Origin of the sequence: Micromonospora sp. NBC_00898 (assembly GCF_045207895.1) — a bacterium.
Taxonomy (GTDB): Bacteria; Actinomycetota; Actinomycetes; order Mycobacteriales; family Micromonosporaceae; genus Micromonospora.
Genome location: NZ_CP108775.1, coordinates 3,503,719 through 3,523,857 on the forward strand (window position 1 = coordinate 3,503,719; position 20,139 = coordinate 3,523,857).

Annotated in this window: 14 protein-coding genes; 6 read left to right on the top strand and 8 right to left on the bottom strand. The window is 72.4% G+C overall.

Annotated features, from left to right (window positions below; all coding sequences use genetic code 11):
- Positions 1 to 12: 12 nt before the first annotated feature.
- From OG799_RS17090 to OG799_RS17105, 4 genes are all read right to left on the bottom strand, one after another.
- On the bottom strand, positions 13 to 1,761 hold the full coding sequence (locus tag OG799_RS17090; protein WP_406046020.1) for a CDP-glycerol glycerophosphotransferase family protein: 1,749 nt from the start codon (positions 1,759 to 1,761) through the stop codon (positions 13 to 15).
- Between the two features lie 204 nt (positions 1,762 to 1,965).
- The gene (locus OG799_RS17095; RefSeq protein WP_406046021.1) at positions 1,966 to 3,249 is read right to left on the bottom strand and encodes a nucleotide sugar dehydrogenase; all 1,284 of its coding nucleotides are present in this window, start codon (positions 3,247 to 3,249) and stop codon (positions 1,966 to 1,968) included.
- Positions 3,250 to 3,253: 4 nt separating this feature from the next.
- The gene (locus OG799_RS17100; RefSeq protein ID WP_406046022.1) at positions 3,254 to 4,822 is read right to left on the bottom strand and encodes a glycosyltransferase family 2 protein; all 1,569 of its coding nucleotides are present in this window, start codon (positions 4,820 to 4,822) and stop codon (positions 3,254 to 3,256) included.
- Complete coding sequence (locus OG799_RS17105; RefSeq protein ID WP_406046023.1) at positions 4,819 to 6,441, bottom strand: glycosyltransferase family 4 protein; 1,623 nt, start codon at positions 6,439 to 6,441, stop codon at positions 4,819 to 4,821. Before OG799_RS17105 ends, OG799_RS17100 begins: the two co-directional genes overlap by 4 nt.
- Before the next feature lie 250 nt (positions 6,442 to 6,691).
- Here OG799_RS17105 and OG799_RS17110 point away from each other — a divergent pair, with 250 nt between their 5' ends.
- The 3 genes from OG799_RS17110 (at position 6,692) to OG799_RS17120 (ending at position 11,852) form a co-directional block, all read left to right on the top strand.
- Positions 6,692 to 7,873: a hypothetical protein gene (locus OG799_RS17110; RefSeq protein WP_406046024.1), complete on the top strand. Its 1,182-nt coding sequence runs from the start codon at positions 6,692 to 6,694 to the stop codon at positions 7,871 to 7,873.
- Positions 7,874 to 8,271: 398 nt separating this feature from the next.
- A complete protein-coding gene (locus OG799_RS17115; protein WP_406046025.1) occupies positions 8,272 to 9,711 on the top strand; it encodes a glycosyltransferase in 1,440 nt (479 codons plus the stop codon).
- Positions 9,708 to 11,852, top strand: coding sequence for a glycosyltransferase family 1 protein (locus tag OG799_RS17120; protein WP_406046026.1), 2,145 nt, complete (start codon positions 9,708 to 9,710; stop codon positions 11,850 to 11,852). The genes OG799_RS17115 and OG799_RS17120 overlap by 4 nt, the downstream gene beginning before the upstream one ends.
- A 187-nt stretch (positions 11,853 to 12,039) precedes the next feature.
- Here the strand turns inward: OG799_RS17120 and OG799_RS17125 are convergent, their stop codons facing one another.
- The 4 genes from OG799_RS17125 to OG799_RS17140 form a co-directional block, all read right to left on the bottom strand.
- Entirely contained in the window at positions 12,040 to 13,653 is a 1,614-nt protein-coding gene (locus OG799_RS17125; protein WP_406046027.1) for a glycosyltransferase family 4 protein, read from the bottom strand.
- A gap of 31 nt (positions 13,654 to 13,684) precedes the next feature.
- Complete coding sequence (locus tag OG799_RS17130; protein WP_406046028.1) at positions 13,685 to 14,716, bottom strand: Gfo/Idh/MocA family protein; 1,032 nt, start codon at positions 14,714 to 14,716, stop codon at positions 13,685 to 13,687.
- The gene (locus OG799_RS17135; protein WP_406046029.1) at positions 14,713 to 15,822 is read right to left on the bottom strand and encodes a DegT/DnrJ/EryC1/StrS family aminotransferase; all 1,110 of its coding nucleotides are present in this window, start codon (positions 15,820 to 15,822) and stop codon (positions 14,713 to 14,715) included. The genes OG799_RS17130 and OG799_RS17135 overlap by 4 nt, the downstream gene beginning before the upstream one ends.
- A gap of 154 nt (positions 15,823 to 15,976) precedes the next feature.
- On the bottom strand, positions 15,977 to 16,609 hold the full coding sequence (locus OG799_RS17140; RefSeq protein WP_406046030.1) for a TetR/AcrR family transcriptional regulator: 633 nt from the start codon (positions 16,607 to 16,609) through the stop codon (positions 15,977 to 15,979).
- A gap of 164 nt (positions 16,610 to 16,773) precedes the next feature.
- Between OG799_RS17140 and OG799_RS17145 the strand changes: the two genes are divergently transcribed.
- The 3 genes from OG799_RS17145 (at position 16,774) to OG799_RS17155 (ending at position 20,121) form a co-directional block, all read left to right on the top strand.
- Positions 16,774 to 17,676, top strand: coding sequence for an ABC transporter permease (locus OG799_RS17145; RefSeq protein WP_406046031.1), 903 nt, complete (start codon positions 16,774 to 16,776; stop codon positions 17,674 to 17,676).
- The gene (locus tag OG799_RS17150) at positions 17,669 to 18,469 is read left to right on the top strand and encodes an ABC transporter ATP-binding protein (protein ID WP_406046032.1); all 801 of its coding nucleotides are present in this window, start codon (positions 17,669 to 17,671) and stop codon (positions 18,467 to 18,469) included. The genes OG799_RS17145 and OG799_RS17150 overlap by 8 nt, the downstream gene beginning before the upstream one ends.
- 140 nt (positions 18,470 to 18,609) lie before the next feature.
- Positions 18,610 to 20,121, top strand: coding sequence for a D-ribitol-5-phosphate cytidylyltransferase (locus OG799_RS17155; RefSeq protein WP_406046033.1), 1,512 nt, complete (start codon positions 18,610 to 18,612; stop codon positions 20,119 to 20,121).
- Positions 20,122 to 20,139: the final 18 nt, after the last annotated feature.

Here is a 20,139-nt window from a genome sequence, read left to right on the forward strand (position 1 = left end):
GCGTACGCGGGGTCAGCCGCAGAGGCGGTCGATCTCCGCCCGGAACCGGTCCATCGGGTTCACCCCGGCGGGTCCGAGCAGGTACTCCTTCAGCTCCCGCCGCGCCTCGGTCATCGGGTCGTCCCCGGCCCGGGTGACGGCGAGGATCTTCTCCAGTTCGCCGCAGTCCGACGAGAGCAGGTACGCCGCCCGGGCGGTGGGGAACGTCCGGCGGAACTCGTCCTCGGGCAGGTCGGCCGGGTTGGCCACCACGTACGGCCGCTCGCTCTGCACGAAGTCGGAGACCACGCTGGAGACGTCGCTGACCAGCAGGTCGGTGGTGTTGAAGCAGTCGAACAGGGCCGGGGTGCGGCCGGTGACCACCAGGTGGGCGGTGCCGTCCAGCGAGGTGGCGTCGGGGTCCCCGCCGGCGGCCCGGATCCGGGCGGCGATCCGGTCGTGGACCGCGCCGGCCTTCTTCGACCGGGTGCCGGTCAGCGGGTGCGGCTTGTAGATCACCCGCACGCCGCCGGCGGCGAGCAGCCCGGTGACGATCCGCTCCCCCATCAGCACCAGCGAGGTGTGGTACGGGTCGTCGTCCAGCCAGCCCTCCCAGGTGGGGGCGTAGAGGACGGTGAAGGTGGGGTCGGCCTCGGCCGAGCCGAAGGTGTGCACCCCGGCGAGCTGCGGCCGGCCGATCTCCACGATGTCGCGGTCCAGCACGCCCACCCCGGCCCGGGCGTAGCGCTCCCGGCCGGCCGGGCCGGCCACCCAGACCTCGTCGTACACCTTGCTGTAGGGGTTGACGCTGGCCCGCTTGTCGCTGTCGCCGTGCCCGACGAAGACGTGCTTCATGCCCGGCTCGCGGAGCATGTGGATGTTGGCGCCGACGTTCGCCGCGTACAGGGCGGTCCGGATGGTGGTCAGGTCGAGGTTCATGAAGTCGACGCCGGCCGGTACGCAGACCACCGGCAGCCGGGTGTCGGCCAGCTCGCGGAAGGCGTCCTCGCTGCGCAGCAGCACGACCGCGCGGTGCCCGGCCGCCTCGATCGGGGCGAGCCACATGTTGGCCTGGTAGACGTCCTTCGCCGGGCCGGCGAAGTAGAGCGCCACCTCGGGCCGCTCCCGGGCCAGCCAGGCGTGCAGCGCCGGCAGCACTCCCGGCGTCCGGCCCCGGCCGCGCAGCCAGCTCAGCGCCAGCACCGCCGCCGTCACCACGCCCACGGCGAGGGTGACCAGCCCGGTCACCACCACCGGGGTCACCCGGTCGGTCAGCGCGGCCACCACGGCCGCCGGCACGAGCAGCACGTTGAGCAACGGCAGCCGGTCCCCCTCGATCTGGCGCGCCCAGGCCGGCGGGACCGGCACCCGGCGTGACCCGCCGAGGTCGATGTTGCGGGTGAGGGCCGGCGCGGCGGCCCGCCGTTCGCCCAGCACCGCGAGGGTGCCGGTGCCGAGCGCCAGGGCCCAGAGCACGGCAGGCAGCAGCATTACGACGACGGTGGCGTCGACACCCGGGCGGGCCGCGCTGACGGTCAGCAGGACGACCGACAGGTCCCGGGTGAGCTGCCGCCAGACCAGCCCGAGCCCGCCCTTCTCCAGCAGTTCGCCGGTCTCGGCGAACCGGGTGGCGAGGGCGAATTCACCGGCGATGGCGACCAGCCCGGCGACCGCGAACGGGACCACCCAGCCGAAGACGCCGGCCAGGACCATGATCCCGTACGCCAGCAGCACCGCGCCGACGATGGCGATGCCCTGCTGCCTTCGTACTCTGCTGAACAACGAACACTCCCCTGTCTGCCCACCGGTGTCGATGAGGTCCGATACCGGGCAGTTGCGCCCTTAAACCGGCCAAGTAACACAAGTATTACCGGGGGGTCGGGCAGGTGAAGGGCCGACGGCACTGCTCACCGCCGGTGTCCGGCGGGCCGCACAACGCAGCGGGCCCCGGCCGTCGCGGCCGGGGCCCACAGGCGGGCGGGCGGGTCAGCCGCCGATGACCACCCGGCGGACGCCGGTCCAACGGGCCGGGTCGGTGACCCGGCGGCCGTCGACCAGCACCGTCACGCCCGGCAGGTCGGCCGGGGCGAGGGTGCGGTACTCGGCGTGGTCGGCCTGGATCACGGCCGCGCCGAGCGGCTCTCCGTCGTAGCCCGGCAGGCCGTGCGCGACCAGCTCCTCGTTGGTGTACATCGGGTCGGAGACGTACGGCTTGGCGCCCCGGGCGCGCAGCGCCTCGACGGTCGGGAAGACGCCGGAGAAGGCCGTCTCCTTGACACCACCCCGGTAGGCGGCGCCGAGCACCAGCACCCCGACGTCGGTCAGGTCGCCGTAGGCGGCGGCGAGCAGGTCGACCGCGTACTCCGGCATGGCGGCGTTGGCCTCGCGGGCCGAGCGCACGACCGTGGCGGCCGGGTCGTTCCACAGGTACATCCGCGGGTAGATCGGGATGCAGTGCCCGCCGACCGCGATGCCCGGCGAGTGGATGTGGCTGTACGGCTGCGTGTTGCAGGCCTCGATCACCTTGGTGACGTCGACGCCCACCGTGTCGGCGAACCGGGCGAACTGGTTCGCCAGGCCGATGTTGACGTCCCGGTAGGTGGTCTCCGCGAGCTTGGCCAGCTCGGAGGCCTCCGCCGAGCCGAGGTCCCAGACGCCGTTCGGGCGGTTCAGGTCGGCCCGCTCGTCGAAGTCCAGCACCGCCTCGTAGAAGCGCACGCCGTGCTCGGCCGACGCCTCGTCGATGCCGCCGACCAGCTTCGGGTAGCGGCGCAGGTCGGCGAAGACCCGGCCGGTGAGCACCCGCTCCGGGCTGAAGACCAGGTGGAAGTCCTTGCCGGCGGTGAGGCCGGAGCCCTCCTGGAGCATCGGCGCCCAGCGTTCGCGGGTGGTGCCGACCGGCAGGGTGGTCTCGTAGCTGACCAGCGTGCCCGGCTTGAGGCCGGCGGCGATGGCCCGGGTGGCGTCGTCCATCCAGCCGAAGTCCGGCACCCCGTCGGCGTCCACGAAGAGCGGGACGACCACGACGACCGCCTCGGACTCGGCGACCGCGGCGGCGGTGTCGGTGGTGGCCGACAGGAGCCCGGCGGCCACCGCCTCCTTCAGCTTGACGTCCAGGTCGGTCTCACCCGGGAACGGCACCGCCCCGTCGTTGACCAGCCGCACGACCCGCTCGGAGACGTCGGCACCGATCACCCGGTGCCCCTTCGAGGCGAACTGCACGGCGAGCGGCAGACCGATCTTTCCCAGCGCGACGACGCAGATGTTCATGGAACTACTTTCCTCCTGAGGGCCACATTCGGCGGAGACGGGCAATGAACCGACGGGGGGTCACCGGCGTGATCGCGACGATCACCTGGCCCTTGTGGTTCGTGGTGGGCGTGACGAGGTGGAGCCGGACACCGTGGCGGGCCACCCGGCGCGGTGCCGCGAGGCGGCGGTCCGTCCGGAGCGGTGCGGACGCGGTCCCGCCCAACGCGGTCACCTCGGCCCGTACCACCCGACGTTCCCCGTTCGGCGCGACGGCCGCGAGCAGCTGGTCCACCCCGAAGTCCGTCCGTACGACGGTACCGGGACCGCCGCGGGCGACCGAACTGACACCCGTCAACTCGCCCACACTGACCCTCACCGCGTCCGCGGCCAGCTCGGTCAGCTCCGCCCAGCGGCTCTGCGCGGTGATCACCAGGGCGGGGCCGCCGGTGGCGTCCCGCCCCCAGGCCAACCCGGTGGCGGTGAGCTTCGCCATCAGCTTGGCGGCCTGGGCGGTGATGTCGTACCAGTCGTCCGGATAGCCCAGCCGCGGGTCCCGGAAGCCGACGTAGTGGGCGTACCAGCGGTCGCCGGCGATGGTCACCTTCGGCAGCACCGTGTGCGCCTGCTGGCGGATCAGCTCGCGCAGCCGGTCCAGGTCGGCGTCGCGGGCCACGACCATCCGCAGCCGGACGTCGGGCGCCATCGCCGCGACGATCCCGTCGGTGAGGTACGCCTCGGCGAGCTTGCGGATCCGGTCGTGGACCTGCTGCTGGACCTCCGGATCGAGGTCGAGGAACTCGGGCCGCAGCAGCTTCGCCACCTCCCAGGTGAAGTGGCGCAGCAGGATCGCGTCGCGGCGGCGGCCCGGCTCGATCAGCCCGGCGACGAAACCGACCAGCTCCTCGGCGCAGCGCAGCCGCTCTTCGAAGCGGCTGGCGTAGGTGATGTTCTGCGCGTTGTCCCGTTTGACCGCGTAGTAGAACTCGTAGTCGGCCAGGACGGAGATCTTGGCGGCCCGGAAGCAGGCCTCGAGGGTGAAGGGCTGGTCGCTGCCCATCGGCATGTCCTCGCGGAACCGCAGGCCGTGCCGTTCGATCAGGTCCCGGCGGAACAGCTTGGTGTTCGACAGCGACCAGGGCAGCGGGCTGTCGAAGAGGTCCACCTGCTCCTCGCTGCTGGCGTAGATCGCCTGGTGGACGTAGCGCTTGTTGGTGCCGACCATCCGGCCGAGCACCACGTCGGAGCCCCACCGGTCGGCCGCGTCGACCAGCCGCTCCAGCGCCTCCGGGCCGAGGTGGTCGTCGGAGCCGATGAAGAAGACGTACCGGCCGCGGGCGTGGTCCAGGGCCCGGTTGCTCGGTGCGGCCGGGCCGCCCGAGTTGGGCTGGTGGAGCACGGTGACGGTGCCCGGGTAGCGCTGCGCGAAGCGGTCCAGCTCGGCCCCGCTGCCGTCGGTGGAGCCGTCGTCGACCGCGACGACCTCAAGCCGGTCCAGGCCGATCGTCTGCTCGACCAGCGAGGTGAGGCAGGCGGTGAGGTACGGCATCGTGTTGTAGACGGCAACGACCACCGTCACGTCCGGCTGACTCACGCGCCCACCCCCACCGAGCTCGACGCGACGCCGGGGGCCGGGGCGACGCCCGGGGTCGGGCGCGGCCGGTCGGGCAGCAACCGGGAGTACACCCCGTCCAGCACCTCCGCCTGCGCCTCCCACGTCCACTGCGCCAGCAGCCCCGGCCGCTCGTACGCGGCCCGGTAGCGCGTCGGGTCGACCAGGACCGCGCGGACCGCGCGGACGAAGTCCGCCACGTCCTCGGCCCGGAACACCTCACCCTGCCCGGTCTCCCGGACAGTCTCGGCCATGGTCCGCACGTCGGAGACGACCAGCGGGAGGCGGGCGTGTGAATACTCGAAGAACTTGGTGATCAGCGCGATCTCGTGGTTCGGCCAGTGCTGGATCGGGATGACCCCGACCTGCGCGCCGGAGAGGAACGGCACCACCTGGTCGTGCGGCACGTACGGCAGGACGTGCACCCGGTCGGCGACGCCCAGCTCCCCGGCCCGGGTGAGCAGGCCCTTGACGTACGCGGAATCGGGCTTGTTGACCACGAACGCGACGTGCGCCGCGGGCAGCTCCGGCAGCGCCTCGACCATCACCCCGAGGCCGCGCTTCGCGGCGGCCACGCCGCTGTAGACCAGCAGCGGGGTCTCCGGACCGATCCCGCAGAGCGCCCGGATGTCCGGCACCGGCGCGGTCGGGTCGGTGGGCAGCTCGTCCACCGCGGGGGCGTTCAGCACCACCGCCGGACGCTCCGCCAGGCCGTGCTCGCGTTGCAGCAGGTCGGCCAGGCCGCCCGAGACGGTCATGGTGGCGTCGGCGTGGGGCACGTACTCCCGCTCGTGGGCGATGTTCCCCGGCAGCCAGCGGGCGTTGTCCCGCCACGGCTGCACACCCGGGAGGTACTCGTGGGCGTCCCAGACCAGGGCGATCCGCCGGCCCTTCACGGCGGCCCGGAGCTTGGCGCGGGCGCCCACCCCGATCATCCGGAAGTCGTTGGCGTGGATCAGGTCCGGCGCCAGCTCGTCGAGGACTGGGCCGTAGGCCAGCTCGTAGTCCCACAGGCCGGGCTCCAGCCGGCGCCAGGCGCCGTCGCCGCGCAGCTTCTGCCAGAACAGCGTGTACGCCCGGTCCCAGGGGCCGTCGAGCTTGCGGCCGCGCCGGGCCTGGGTCAGCTGGCGGTTGCGGAACGAGACCCAGCGGCGGGCCAGGCCGGCGAGCTTCTCCTCAGCCCGCAGCGCCTGCCAGGGCAGCCCGGCGGGCTGGCCGGAGCCGGCCTCCCGGGCGGCGGCGGTCAGCGCGGCCCGCCGTACCCGCAGGTCCGCCCGCCAGGCCTTGATCGCCTGGGTGCGGTGCGCGGCGATGCCGCTGGGCGGGTAGGCCAACGGCCGGTGCAGCCAGGCGCGGCGGAACTCGTGCCGCCGCTTGGCCAGCGGCTCAGGCATCGGGACCAGCCGGACCTCGGCGCCGCCGAGCTGCCAGGTCCGCGATTGGCCGACCGGGGCCCGTCCGAGGAGGATGACCTCCCAGCCGGCCTCGGCGGCGGAACGTGCCGCTTTCTGCACCCGGGAATCACCGTCGACCCCGTTGTCCACCAGCATGACGACCCGCCCCCGGGTGCCCGCCGCTGCGGTAGTGCCGTCAGATCCCATTCCTGCCCGTCTCCGTCTCAGCCAGCACCGCGCCCGCGGACCCGAGCGAGTCTACGACAACGCTTCGGCCTGACAGGTCCGCCGCCGCCGGTGATCCCCGCCCTCGCGCGCCGATTGCTACCCTCCATGCTGTTCAACGACCGGTGACGTCGGGAATTCGCGGGCCGGGCCAGCGTCGAGCCCCCCGACGGACCGGGCGCGCCTTCGGATCCCCCCAGCTCAGCGCGAACGGAATCGCAAAATGGACGTGATGACGACCGAGGAACCAAGCCGGCCGACGCCGGCCCCGGCCGCGGAGCCGGCGAGCCCCGCCCCGGGCGGGGCCGCCCTCGGCCGGCGGCTGCGGGACGCCGCCCGGTACGCGCTGCCCGCGCTCGCGGTCTACGCCGCGATCCGCCTCGTGGGGCTGCTGACCGTCTACCTCTGGGCCCGCAACGTGGGCGCCTCCCCCGGCGGCCGGCTGACCCGGGCGGACGGGAACTGGTACCTCGCGATCGTCCAGCACGGATACGACGGGTACGAGAAGACGCAGAGCAATATGGCGTTCTTCCCGCTCTACCCCGGCCTCACCGCGGGCCTGGACCGGATCTCCCCGCTCAGCCCGCGCGACGCGGCGCTGATCGTGGCGTGGCTGGCCGGACTGGCGGCTGCCTGGGGGCTGTTCGCGATCGGCGCATACCTGCACGACCGGCGTACCGGCGTGCTGCTCGCCGCGCTCTGGGCCGCGGTGCCGCACGGCGTGGTGGAGTCGATGGGGTACAGCGAGAGCCTGTTCACCGCCCTGGCCGCCTGGACGCTGTACGCGCTGCTGCGCCGCCGCTGGCTCACCGCCGGGGTGGTCTGCCTGTTCGCCGGCCTGACCCGGCCGACCGCCTCGTCGCTGATCCCGGTGGTGGGGCTGGCCGCGCTGCTGGCGATCGTCCGGCGCCGGGACGGCTGGCGGCCATGGGTCGCCCTGCTGCTCGCCCCCGCGGGCTGGCTCGCGTACCTGGCCTGGGTGGGTGTCCGGACCGGGCGGCCGGACGGCTGGTTCCACATCCAGTCCGCCGGCTGGGGTACCACCTTCGACTTCGGCGTCTACACGGTGCGGACCGGCCAGTACGCCCTGGCGCAGGTGACCGCGCTGCCGCTGCTCGTGGTCACCGTGGTGGCACTGCTGGCGATCATGTTCTTCGTGCTGAGCCTGCTCGACCGGCAGCCCTGGCAGCTGCTGCTGTACAGCGGGCTGCTGCTGGTCACCACGCTCGGCGCGGCCGGCTACTACCACTCCAAGGCGCGCTTCCTGCTGCCGGCGTTCCCACTGCTGCTCCCGGCGGCCGTGGGCCTGGCCCGGGCCGGCTGGGCCCGGGCGGTCACGGTGCTGGTGACGGTGACGGCCTTCTCCGCCTACTTCGGCGGGTACCTGCTGCTGATCTGGAAGTATTCGCCCTGACCGGTCAGCGGGAGAGGGATCGGACGCCAGTCACCGGTGAACGGCCGGACGTCCCAGGTCGAGGCGGCGTCACCGGGCGCCGCGACGACCCGAGGTGACCTGGGCCACGGTGACGCGGGGGCAGCGGCCGGCGGCCCGCCCGGCGGCGGCGCGTCCGGCGCCCGCGACGGCGCTATTGTAGTGTCCGCGCTCCGTCCGAGGGTCGTTTCGCGACCGTCGGCGGAGCAGGCACCGCGTCCGGCCGACCGCGAGGTACGGCGTACCGCTGATGGAAAGGTCCCTCCCGGCATGGCCCCGCTCGGTGGACGTCCAACGGTCGTCGCCTCCCGACCGGGTGGCGAGGGCCGGCCGGCCGGGTTACGACGGCGCATCTCCCCACCTCCCCAGGATCGGAATCGATGAACAACGGGCGAAATCTCTGGGACTCGTTGAAGCTCCCCCGGGCGCGACGGTCCGGGTCCCGACCGCACATGATCTACCTGGCGATCGGCTTTCCCCCGGCGGCCAAGAGCTGCGCCTACCGGATGCGGGAGACGGCCAACCAGTTCGCCGCGGCCGGCTGGGACGTGACCGCCGTCACCATCATCGACGAGGCGTGGGAGCGGGAGTACGGCCTCGACCACACCCTCGCCGCCGGGGTGGACTCCCGGGTCCAGGTGGTCAAGCTGCCGCTGGTCCGCGACGACCTGGAGACCGACATCCGGGCGTTCAGCGAGACCCGCGCCCTGGCCCACAAGGACTACCTGGCCCAGTTGCGCAAGCGGAACCTCAAGACCTTCCCCGAGCCGGTCTTCGGCGGGTGGCGGCCGGCGCTGGAGAAGGCCCTGGTCCAGATCCACCGGGAGAAGCCGGCCGACCTGCTGGTGACCACCTGCGCCCCGTACGTGAACCTCGCGGCGACCTGGAAGCTCTGGGAGACGCACCAGGTCCCGTACGTGGTCGACTTCCGCGACGGCTGGTCCGTCGACGTGATCAACAACGGCGAGGCGTTCCCGAAGGAGTCGGTCTCCGGGCAGTGGGAGATCAAGCTGCTCACCAACGCGATCGCCATCTGGAACGTCAACGAGCCGATCTCCCGCTGGTACCGGGAGCGGTACCCGGAGCTCGCACACAAGATGCGGATCGTGCGCAACGGCTACGACGCGTCCAGCATCCCCGCCCAGGCCCGGCCGGTGACCCCCGACCGCCCGCTGACCTTCGGCTACCTGGGCGCGCTCAACCTGCCGGTGCCGCTGCTCGAGGCGGTCCTGCAGGGCTGGCGGACCGCCCGCGCCGAGGACCCGGCGCTGAAGGACGCGCGCTTCGAGGTGCGCGGCCACATCGGCGCCGCCTGGGCGCGTGGTGACAACGCGCACGCCGAGTTGCTGAAGGCCGCCGCCGCGGACGGCGTGGTGGTCGGCGGTTCCGTGCCCAAGGCGGAGGTCGTCGACCTGTACGCCCGCTGGGACGCGGTCGTGCTGATGGTGACCGGCGGCCGGTACATGACCTCCGGGAAGGTCTACGAGTACATGGCGACCGGCCTGCCGGTCGTCTCCGCGCACGAGGCGGACCACGACGCCTCGACGGTGCTGTCGACGTACCCGCTCTGGACCGGGGCGATCGGCCTGGACCCGGCCGAGCTGGCCGGCGCGTTCCGCCGGGCCGCCGCAATCGCTCTCAACGCCACCGAGACCGACCGGGAGAAGGCGCGGGCCGAGGCCAAGCAGTACGCCCGGGAGGGGCAGCTCATCCCGGCCGTTCAGGAGGTCACCGAGTTGGTGCGCGGCGGACCGACCGGCACCCCGCCCGTTTCTTCCGCCGGCGCTGCTCGCGTACTGGCCAGAGAAGGTAGGTCATGATCGAGGTCCTGATGGTCCTAGGAGCCGTCCCCGGCCGGGTGGCGGTCCTGACCGACGCGCTCGAGCAGTTCCGGTCCATGGGGGTCACGGTGCGCGTCGTCTGCACCTTCGACCCGGACCGGATCCCGGCCGCGGCCGACCTCGCCGAGCTGCACCTGCTGCCCACGGCCAAGGAGCTCGGCCCCCGCTTCGGCCGCATGGTCAAGCGGGCCAGCCCGGCCCGCCGCCCGTGGCTGCGCGCCCAGCGCGACCCGTGGATCCGGCGCCACGCCAAGCGGGCCGACGTCCTGGTCGCCCTGGACCAGCAGGCCCTGCACACCGTCTGGCAGCTGGCCCACCGCTACCGCCGGGCCGACGCCGTCTTCGGCATCGCCCCCGCGCTGCGCGCGGTGGAGAAGCGGTCGGCCGATCCGGCGCGATACCGGCGTCCCCGGCTCACCACTTTCGGTCCCTCACCCCTGCTGGTGGTCAACAAGTCCCGCAGCCAGACCATCGACCTGGCCAAGGTGGTGCTGGACGCGGCCACCGGGCAGAAGGCGATGCGCCTCGGCGCGGTCCGCTGGTTCTGGCACCGGGCGGTGGCCGCGCCCGGCGTCCCCGAGCGGTACCGGGGCAAGATCGCCCGACGGGTCAACACCAGCATGCACCGGGCCGGGCACAAGGCCAGCGCGAACCAGCTGGCGCTGGCGGCGCAGGGCCGGCTGAAGAGCAACACTACCAAGGGCCATCTCCTCGGCCCGATCGTCGAGGCGGAGCTGAACCAGGGCAGGGTGCCCGCGCACCTGATGACCGTGGCCAAGGGCCAGCTCGCCGCCGCCGACGGCTTCCTCAAGAAGCGGAACCCGGGCAAGGCGGCTCCGCACGTGCTGCGCGCCTTCGACCTGATGTTCCACCGGATCGCGCACTTCGACGGCGTCACCTCCCCGCTGGCCGAGGACCCGGAGGGCTTCCTCGCGCCGCTGCACGGCAGCAAGGTCGGGCAGGCGATGGCCACGCCGCGGGGCCGGCGGGCGCCGGCGCAGTTCCCGCCGGCCGACCGGCCGCACCGGATGCTCTTCTTCACCGGGCTCAACGACAACTTCCTCGGCCCGATCGTCGAGCGGTACGAGGCGATGCCCGACGTGCAGGTGCGCCGACTGAACCTGGTGGAGGAGTCGATCCGCCCGGTGCTCAGCAACGGCCGGACGAACCTGGTCCACCACCTGCTCGCCGGCACCTCCAAGCGGGCGGAGGAGGTCGAGGAGGCCTGGGGCGAGCACCTCGCCTGGGCGGACACGGTCTTCGTGGACTGGTGCAACCTGCCCGCCGCGATGCTCACCATGATCGACCCCGGCACCACCCGGGTGATCATCCGGCTGCACAGCTTCGAGGCCTTCAGCTGGTGGCCGCACCTGACCGACTGGTCCCGGGTCGACGACCTGGTCTTCGTCTCGGAGCACCTGCGTGACCTGACGCTGGCGGCCGTGCCGCGGCTGCGCGCCCCCCAGGGGCCGCGGACGCACGTGGTCAGCAACGCGATGGAGCTGCACCGGTACGCGGGGCCGAAGGAGGCCGACGCCCGGTTCACCGTCGGGCTGATCGGGCTCAGCTCGCTGGCCAAGGACCCGCGCTGGGCCCTGGCCGTGCTCCGTGAGCTGCGCAAGCGGGACGAGCGGTACCGGCTCAAGCTGATCGGCGACGACCTGCGGGCCTCGCTCAGCCCGGCGGTCCGGGCGTACGTCGCGGAACTGGACCGGGAGCTGGCCGAGCTGGAGCCCTCCGGGGCGGTGGTGCGGACCGGCCGGACCGAGGACGTCCCGGGCGCGCTGACCGACGTGGGGGTCATCCTGAGCACCTCGGTGCGGGAGAGCTTCCACTGCGGGCTGGTCGAGGGTGCCGCCAGCGGCGCCGTGCCGGTGGTCCGGGACTGGCCGTTCTTCGCGGGCCGGGAGCACAGCGCGCGCAGCCTCTTCCCCAGCGACTGGGTGGTGGGTACGCCGGAGGAGGCCGCTGAGCGGATCCTCGCCGTCACCGGGACGGAGGACGGCTGGCGCGAGGCCGGTCAGGCGGCGGCCTCCCACGTGGTGAGCACGTGGGACTGGTCGGTCACCCAGAAGGACTTCGACCGCCTGCTGCTGGAGCCGCCGGCCACCGCCGGCTGACCGTCGGCCCGAACACCATCGGGGCCGTCCCGCGATCGCGGGACGGCCCCGGTTGCTTTCCGATCGGCGCGGGCCGACCGGTGTGCGCGCGGCCCGGTCGGCGCCGCATGGCGGGCGGCGGCGGACATCGGGATGAAGGCGAACCGGCCGGCTCCGCCGTGGGGGCGGAGCCGGCCGGTTCTCCGCGTCAGCGGGTGGTACCCGCCAGTTCCCGCCGGTCGCCGGGGAACCGGGTCGCCGGCACGGTGCCGCCGGTGGCCGCGGCGGGGATGCCGAGCAGGTCGCTGTAGACCTGGTCGAGGACCTGCGCCTGGGCCTCCCAGGTCCAGCCCTCCAGCAGACCGGGCTTGTCGTACGCGGCCCGGTAGCGCGCCGGGTCGGCGAGCACCGCCCGGACGGCGCGGACGTAGTCGGCCAGGTCCTCGGCCCGGAAGACCTCGCCCTGCCCGGTGTCCCGGGCGGTCTGGGCCATGGTCTTCACGTCACTGACCACGATGGGCAGTCGCGCGTGCGAGTACTCCAGGAACTTCGTGATCAGCGCCAGCTCGTGGTTGGGCTTGTGGTGGATCGGGATGACGCCGGCGTCCGCCGCGGACAGGAACGGCACGACCTGCCAGTGCTTCACGTACGGCAGCAGGTGCACCCGGTCGCCGACGCCCAGCTCGACGGCCCGCTCCAGCAGGCTCTCCGAGAACAGGTTGTCCCCGTTCGGGTTCATCGTCACGAGGGCGACGTGCACCTCGGGCAGCTCCGGCAGCGCCTCCACCATGAGCTGGACGCCCCGGCTCGGGTTCACGGCACCGGCGTAGGCCAGCAGCGGCGTCCGCTCGTCCACCCCGCAGAGCGCCCGCAGGTCGGGCGTTTCGCCGTCGGCGTCGACCGGCGGCGCCATCGGCGCGTTGAGCACCACCGCCGGCCGTTCCGGCAGCGCGTGCGTCTCCTGAAGCAGCTCGGCGAGCGTCTCGGAGACCGTCACCACCGCGTCCGGGTAGCCGGCGTACTCAGCGGTGTAGGCGATCTGGGCCGGCAGCCAGCGCGGGTTGTCGTCCCGACCGGTGACGCCGCCGACGAATTCGTGGGCGTCCCAGACCAGCTTGGTGTCGCGGCCGGCGGCCCGGGCCCGCAGCATCGCCCGCGCCCCGACGCCGAGCATCCGGAAGTCGTTGGCGTGGATGATGTCCGGCTCGAGCTCGTCGATCGCGGTGCGGAAGGCCAGCTCGAAGTCCCACAGGCCCGGGTCCAGCCGGCGCCAGCTGCGGTTGCCCAGCAGCGCCTGCCAGCTCCGGATCGGCAGCTTGGTGAGGAGCGCGTCCGGGTCGGCCTGGTGCTTGCGCAGCCGGTGGGTCTCACCGGCCCGGAACTTCACCCACCGGGCCAGCACCACCGCCGCGGCGCGGGACGGCAGCTGGGCCGTCCGGCCCACGACGGCCGGCAGCCGGCCGCCGAGGACCTGCGCGCGGACCCGACGCTCGTAGAGCTCGGCCTGCCAGGCCTTGATCTCCTGGATCCGGTACGCGGCCTTCGTCCCCGGCGGGTACGCCAGCGGCCGGCGCAGCGACCGGCCCCTGCCCTGGGGCGGCCGGTGCAGCGGCTTGGGCACCCGGAGCAGCTGGACCTCCGCGCCGCCGATCTGCCAGGTGTCCGTCTCGGAGCGGGCGTTGCGGATACCGAGGAGGAAGACCTCCCAGCCGGCGTCCGCAGCCGACCGGGCGGCCTTCTGGACGCGGGAGTCGCCGTGCACCCCGTTGTCCACGAGCATGACGACCCGGCCGCGTGACCCGGTCCTGGTATCGGAAGCCATCGTGTATTCCTCCCCCTGGAATGCGCTGCGGCTAGCGGGCTGCGGCGGCCGGCTCGTCACGCTGGCTCGGCGACACGGAGACGACCTTGCCGTCGGAGGCGGACTCCAGGAGGCCGGCGGCGACCTGCACCGTGCGCAGGCCCTGCCGCAGGGTGACGATGTCGCTCTGCTTGCCCTCGACCGCGTCGCGGAACCGCTCGTGCTCGACGAGCAGCGGCTCCCGCTTCGGGATCGCGTACCGGACCATGTCGCCCTCGGCCACCCCACGGAACGCGCGGAGCGCCTCCCACTCGGTGTCGATGGCGCCGTTGGCGTAGAAGGTCAGGTCGGCGGTGAGCGTGTCAGCCACGAAGCAGCCCCGGTCACCGGTGATCACCGTTGACCGCTCCTTGAGCGGGCTGAGCCAGTTGACCAGGTGGTTCACCATCGTGCCGTCGGCGAGCTGACCGACCACGGCGACCATGTCCTCGTGCAGCCGGCCGCTGCGGGAGACCGTGCGGGCCGAGACCGAGACGTACTCCTGGCCGGTCACCCAGGCGGTGAGGTCGATGTCGTGGGTGGCCAGGTCCATCACCACGCCGACGTCGGCGATCCGGTGCGGGAACGGCCCCTGCCGCCGGGTGACGACCTGGTAGACCTCGCCCAGCTCGCCGGCCTCGAGCCGGCTGCGCAGGTTCTGCAGGGCGGGGTTGTAGCGCTCGATGTGCCCGACCCCGGCGACCAGGCCGGCGGCCTCGAACGCCTCGACGAGCCGGGTCGCCGCCGCGACCGACTGGGCCAGCGGCTTCTCGACCAGCGCGCAGACCCCGTTGGCGGCCAGCTCCAGGCCGACCTGCTCGTGCAGCGCGGTCGGGCAGGCGACGACGGCGTAGTCGATGCCCATCGCCAGCAGGTCACCGAGCTGCGGCACCACCGGGGCGCGCAGCGTGCCGGTGACGTCGCCGGCCGGGTCGACGATGCCGACCAGCTCGACGCCGTCCAGGTTGGAGAGCACGCGGGCGTGGTTGCGACCCATCGCGCCGAGGCCGATCAGGCCGGCGCGCAGCTTGCGTCCGCCGCTCATCGGGCACCCCCGGCGAGGTTGGCAGCGTCGGCGATCCGCTCCAGGTCGGCCTGGCTCAGCGACGGGTGGACCGGCAGCGAGACCACCTCGGCGGCGGCCCGCTCGGTCTCCGGCAGCTCCCACGGGCCCGGCTTGCCGTCCTCGGTGAGGTACGGCTTGAGCCGGTGGATCGGGGTCGGGTAGTAGACGGCGTTGCCGATGCCCAGCTCGGTCAGGCGTGCCTGGGCGGCGTCCCGGTCGCCCAGTACCCGCACCGTGTACTGGTGGTAGACGTGGCGGGCCGCGTCCGCCACCGGCGGGGTGACCATGCCGGTGATGTTGGAGTCGAGGTACTTGGCGTTGGCGCGGCGCTGCTCGGTCCACTCGCCGAGCTGGCCGAGCTGCACCCGGCCGATCGCGGCGGCCACGTCGGTCATCCGCATGTTGGCGCCGACGATCTCGTTGGCGTATCGCTGCTCCATGCCCTGGTTGCGCAGCAGCCGCAGGGTGCGGGCCAGCTCCGCGTCGGCGGTGGTGACCATGCCGCCCTCCAGGGCGTGCATGTTCTTCGTCGGGTAGAAGCTGAAGCAGCCGGCGGTGCCGAAGGCGCCGACCGGGGTGCCGTGCAGGCTGGCGCCGTGGGCCTGGGCGGCGTCCTCGACGACGGCGAGGCCGTGCTGCTCGGCGATGGCCATGATCCGGTCCATCGCGGCCGGGTGGCCGTACAGGTGCACCGGCATGATGGCGACGGTCCGCGGGGTGACCGCGGCGGCCACGGCCTCCGGGTCCACGCAGAAGCTGCCGGGCTCGATGTCCACGAAGACCGGCTCGGCGCCGACCAGCCGGACGGCGTTGGCGCTGGCGGCGAAGGAGAACGAGGGCACGATGACCTCGTCACCCGGGCCGAAGCCGAGCGCCATCAGGGTGAGCTGCAGAGCGGACGTGCCGGAGTTGACGGCCACGCAGTGCCGGCCGGCGACCAGCTCGCCGAACTCCTCCTCGAACGCCGCGACTTCCGGGCCCTGCACGACCCGGCCACTCCGCAGCACCCGGACAGCCGCCTCGATCTCGGCCTCACCGATGATCGGTCGTGCTGGGGGGATGAACTCTGGGTGCGGCCCAGCCATGGGGCTTCCTCCTGTCGACAAAATGCTCATTGGGGGTTCCGGGGGGATGGTAGCGGGTCATGGGGAAAACAAGCTGGTCGCGGTAATTGTCCGACCAGTTGTGTCCTGTTGTTCATGATCGACGAGTCAGGTCGCGGACGACGCGCAGCGGGGGTCAAATCTCCACCTCGTCGCGGACAGGCCCCACGCATGCTACCCGGAGCGCCGCGACGATCGCCGTCGCCATTCGCGGCACGTCCGCAGTCTGCAGCGGCGCCCGGGCGATGGCCAGCCGCCAGTAGACCGGCCCAACGATCAGATCGACCGCCGCGCGCGGGTCGGTGTCGGCGGAGAGCTCCCCCCGCTCGACGGCCCGGCCGATCAGGATCCGGCCGACCGCCTGCTGGTAGTCGTCCAGCGCCTGCTGCAGCTTCTCGGCGATCTGCGGGTTGCGGGCGGCCTCGGCGAGCAGGTCCGGGATGATCTGCGCCGCCAGCCGGTGACGCAGCGCACGGGCCATCACGTGCAGCAGGATCTCCAGGTCACCCAGCAGGCTGCCGGTGTCGAGCAGGGGCAGGTTGCGCCCGGCCACGGCGGAGACCATGTCCAGCACCAGGTCGAGCTTCGAACGCCAGCGACGATAGATCGCCGTCTTGCTCACGCCGGCCCGGCGGGCCACCGCCTCGATGGAGAAGCGGCCGTAGCCGACCTCCGCCAGCTCCTGCATGACGGCAGCGCGGATGGCCGTGGTGATCTCGCCGCGCAGCACCGCCGCACCGGCCGGCGCACGCCTCTTCTCGGTCGTCACGTGGAACAATGTAGCGCAACGACGGTACGGTTGCGTCCCGACGTGTTTTGGACTACCTTCCACGCAGCAGCGAGGCGGGCGCTCCCCGCACTGGCCACGCTAGATTTCATCGCCGCGACACATCACCTGCTCCCCATCGGCACGAAAGATCGGAGCGCCTGACCATGGCCAACACCGCGGTGGCCGACCCCAACTCCGGACTGACCCAGGCCCAGCTCGCGCAGCGGCACGGGCTCCGGGTCGCGGGGGAACGCCCACCCCTGGCCGAGTACACCCGCAAGCTGTGGGCGTACCGACACTTCATGACCGCATACTCGCGGGCGAAGGTGGCCTCGTCGTTCAGTCAGACCCAGCTCGGCCAGCTCTGGCAGGTGCTGACCCCGCTCACCAACGCGGCGGTCTACTACCTGATCTTCGGCGTGATCGTCTCGTCGAACCGCAGCGTGTCGAACTTCATCGCGTACCTCTGCACGGGTGTCTTCATCTTCATGTTCACCCAGAGCGCGGCGTTGCAGGGCACCAGCGCGATCACCGGCAACCTGGGACTGATCCGGGCGCTCCAGTTCCCCCGGGCGGCGCTGCCGGTCACCGTCACCCTGGTGCAGCTCCAGCAGCTGCTCATGTCGATGGTCGTGCTCGCGGCCATCGTGCTGCTCACCGGCGAGCCGCTGACCTTCCGCTGGCTGCTGATCGCACCCATGCTGCTGCTCCAGTCGATCTTCAACGTCGGGTTGACCATGGTGATGGCCCGGCTCGGTTCGAAGATCACCGACCTCAAGCAGGTCATGCCGTTCGTGCTACGGACCTGGCTGTACGCCTCCGGCGTGCTCTACCCGGTCAAGCTCTTCCGGGAGCACCTGCCGCACTGGGCGGCCACCCTGCTGGAGGCCAACCCGCCGCTGGTCTTCATCGAGCTGGCGCGCTACTCGTTGCTCGAGTCGCACCAGGCGAGCCTGATCACGCCTCCGATGCGGCTGTGGGCGATGGCGCTGGCCTGGGCGGTCGTGATGGGTGTCGGCGGTTTCGTCTACTTCTGGCGCGGAGAAGAGGAGTACGGCCGTGGCTGACCAGACCCAGCCGGCGGGCAACGCCGCCGTGGCGGACGCGGGACGGGTCCCCACCGTTGTAGTGGACGACGTGCACGTGATCTACAAGATCCACAAGGGCGCCACCGGGGGCACGAGCCCGGTCTCCGCTCTCAAGCGCATCGTGTCCCGGACCAACGCGCCGAACATCCGTGAGGTGCACGCGGTCAAGGGGGTGAGCTTCACCGCGTACGAGGGTGAGGCGATCGGCCTGATCGGCAGCAACGGCTCCGGCAAGTCGACCCTGCTGCGGGCCATCGCCGGGCTGCTCCCGCCGGCCCGGGGCGCGGTCTACACCCAGGGCCAGCCGTCGCTGCTCGGCGTGAATGCCGCGCTGCTCAACGACCTCTCCGGCGAGCGCAACGTGGTGCTCGGCTGCCTCGCCATGGGCATGTCCCCCGAGGAGGTCAAGCGGCTGGCGCCGGAGATCATCGAGTTCTCCGGGATCAACGAGCGGGGCGATTTCGCCTCGCTGCCGATGCGGACCTACTCCTCCGGCATGGGCGCCCGGCTGCGCTTCGCCATCTCCTCCGCGAAGATGCACGACGTGCTGCTCATCGACGAGGCGCTGGCGACCGGTGACCGCAAGTTCCGGGCCCGCAGCGAGCAGCGGGTACGGGAGCTGCGCGACAGCGCCGGCACGGTCTTCCTGGTGAGCCACTCGATCAGCTCGATCCGGGACACCTGCGAGCGGACCATCTGGCTGGAGAGCGGCGTCCTGCGGATGGACGGCCCGACCGACGAGGTCTGCGACGCGTACGAGGGTCAGAAGTAGCGAGCCGGAGCGCACCGGCCGGGGCCGCCCCGGTCGGTGCGCTCCGTCGTGCGCGTTAAGGTTTTCTGGTCGCCGGCGAAAGTTCACCACCCGGTCATCCAGGTGTAAAACCCAATCCCCCGCAGAAGTGAGGAACGGCAATGACGCAGGACCGCACCACCGCACCGGACGTCACGCCGGCGAGCCCGGCACCCTGGCGCCCCTCGCGGACGGTGGCCGTGATCCTCGCCGGGGGGACCGGGACCCGCCTCGGGCTGGGCATCCCGAAGCAGCTGCTGAAGATCGCCGGCAAGCCGATCATCGAGCACACGCTGGCCGTCTTCGAGGCCGCGCCGGAGATCGACGAGATCATCGTGCTGATGGCCACCGGCCACGTCGCCGACGCTGAGCGGATCGTCGCCAACGCCGGATTCCGCAAGGTCAGCCAGGTGATCGAGGGCGGCGACACCCGCAACGCCACCACCCGGATCGCGCTCGACGCGGTCGGCGACGGCGACGTCAACATCCTCTTCCACGACGCGGTGCGGCCGCTGCTCAGCGCCCGGATCGTGCGGGAGTGCGTGAACGCGCTCTGGAGCTACTCCGCGGTCGACGTGGCCATCCCGTCGGCCGACACGATCATCCAGGTCGACTCCGACGACTGCATCACCGACATCCCGGTCCGCGCCACCCTGCGCCGCGGGCAGACCCCGCAGGCGTTCCGCTCCGGCACCATCCGGGAGGCGTACCGGCGGGCCGAGGGCGACCCCGACTTCGCCGCCACCGACGACTGCGGCGTGGTGCTGCGCTACCTGCCCGGCACGCCGATCAAGGTGATCGACGGCTCGGACGAGAACATCAAGGTCACCCACCCGGTCGACGTGCACCTCGCGGACAAGCTCTTCCAGCTCGCCGCCGCGCAGGCACCCAGGCTGGCCGACCAGCACAGCTACACCGAGGAACTGACCGGCCGGACCATCGTCGTCTTCGGCGGCAGCTACGGCATCGGCCACGACCTCGCCGAGCTGGCCCGCCGCTACGGCGCCCAGGTCTTCCCGTTCAGCCGCTCCACCACCGGCACCCACGTCGAGCGGGCCGAGGACGTCGCGGCCGCGCTGAAGACCGCCTTCGAGGCCACCGGCCGGATCGACCACGTGGTGGTCACCGCCGGCATCCTGGAAAAGGGGGCGTTGGCCGAGATGGACGAGGAGACGATGGACCGGCTGCTGCAGGTCAACTTCGTCGGCCCGGTCACCATCGCCCGGCAGTCACTGCCGTACCTCCAGCAGACCAAGGGCCAGCTGCTGCTCTACACCTCCAGCTCGTACACCCGGGGCCGGGCCCGCTACGCGCTCTACTCGGCCACCAAGGCCGCCCTGGTCAACCTGACCCAGGCGCTCGCCGACGAGTGGGCCGAGTTCGGCGTACGGGTCAACTGCGTCAACCCGGAGCGCACCGCGACCCCGATGCGCACCAAGGCGTTCGGCGAGGAACCGGAGCACACGCTGCTCTCCTCCGAGGCGGTCGCCCAGGCGTCGCTGGACGTACTCATCTCCGAGCTGACCGGCCAGGTCATCGACGTGCGCCGGGCGCCCGGCGAGCAGGTCTCGGCGGTGCCCGCCCAGCCGGGCGCGCACCCGTCTGAGCAGCTGCCCGTCGACGTCGACGCCTGACCCACCCGATCCGCGGAA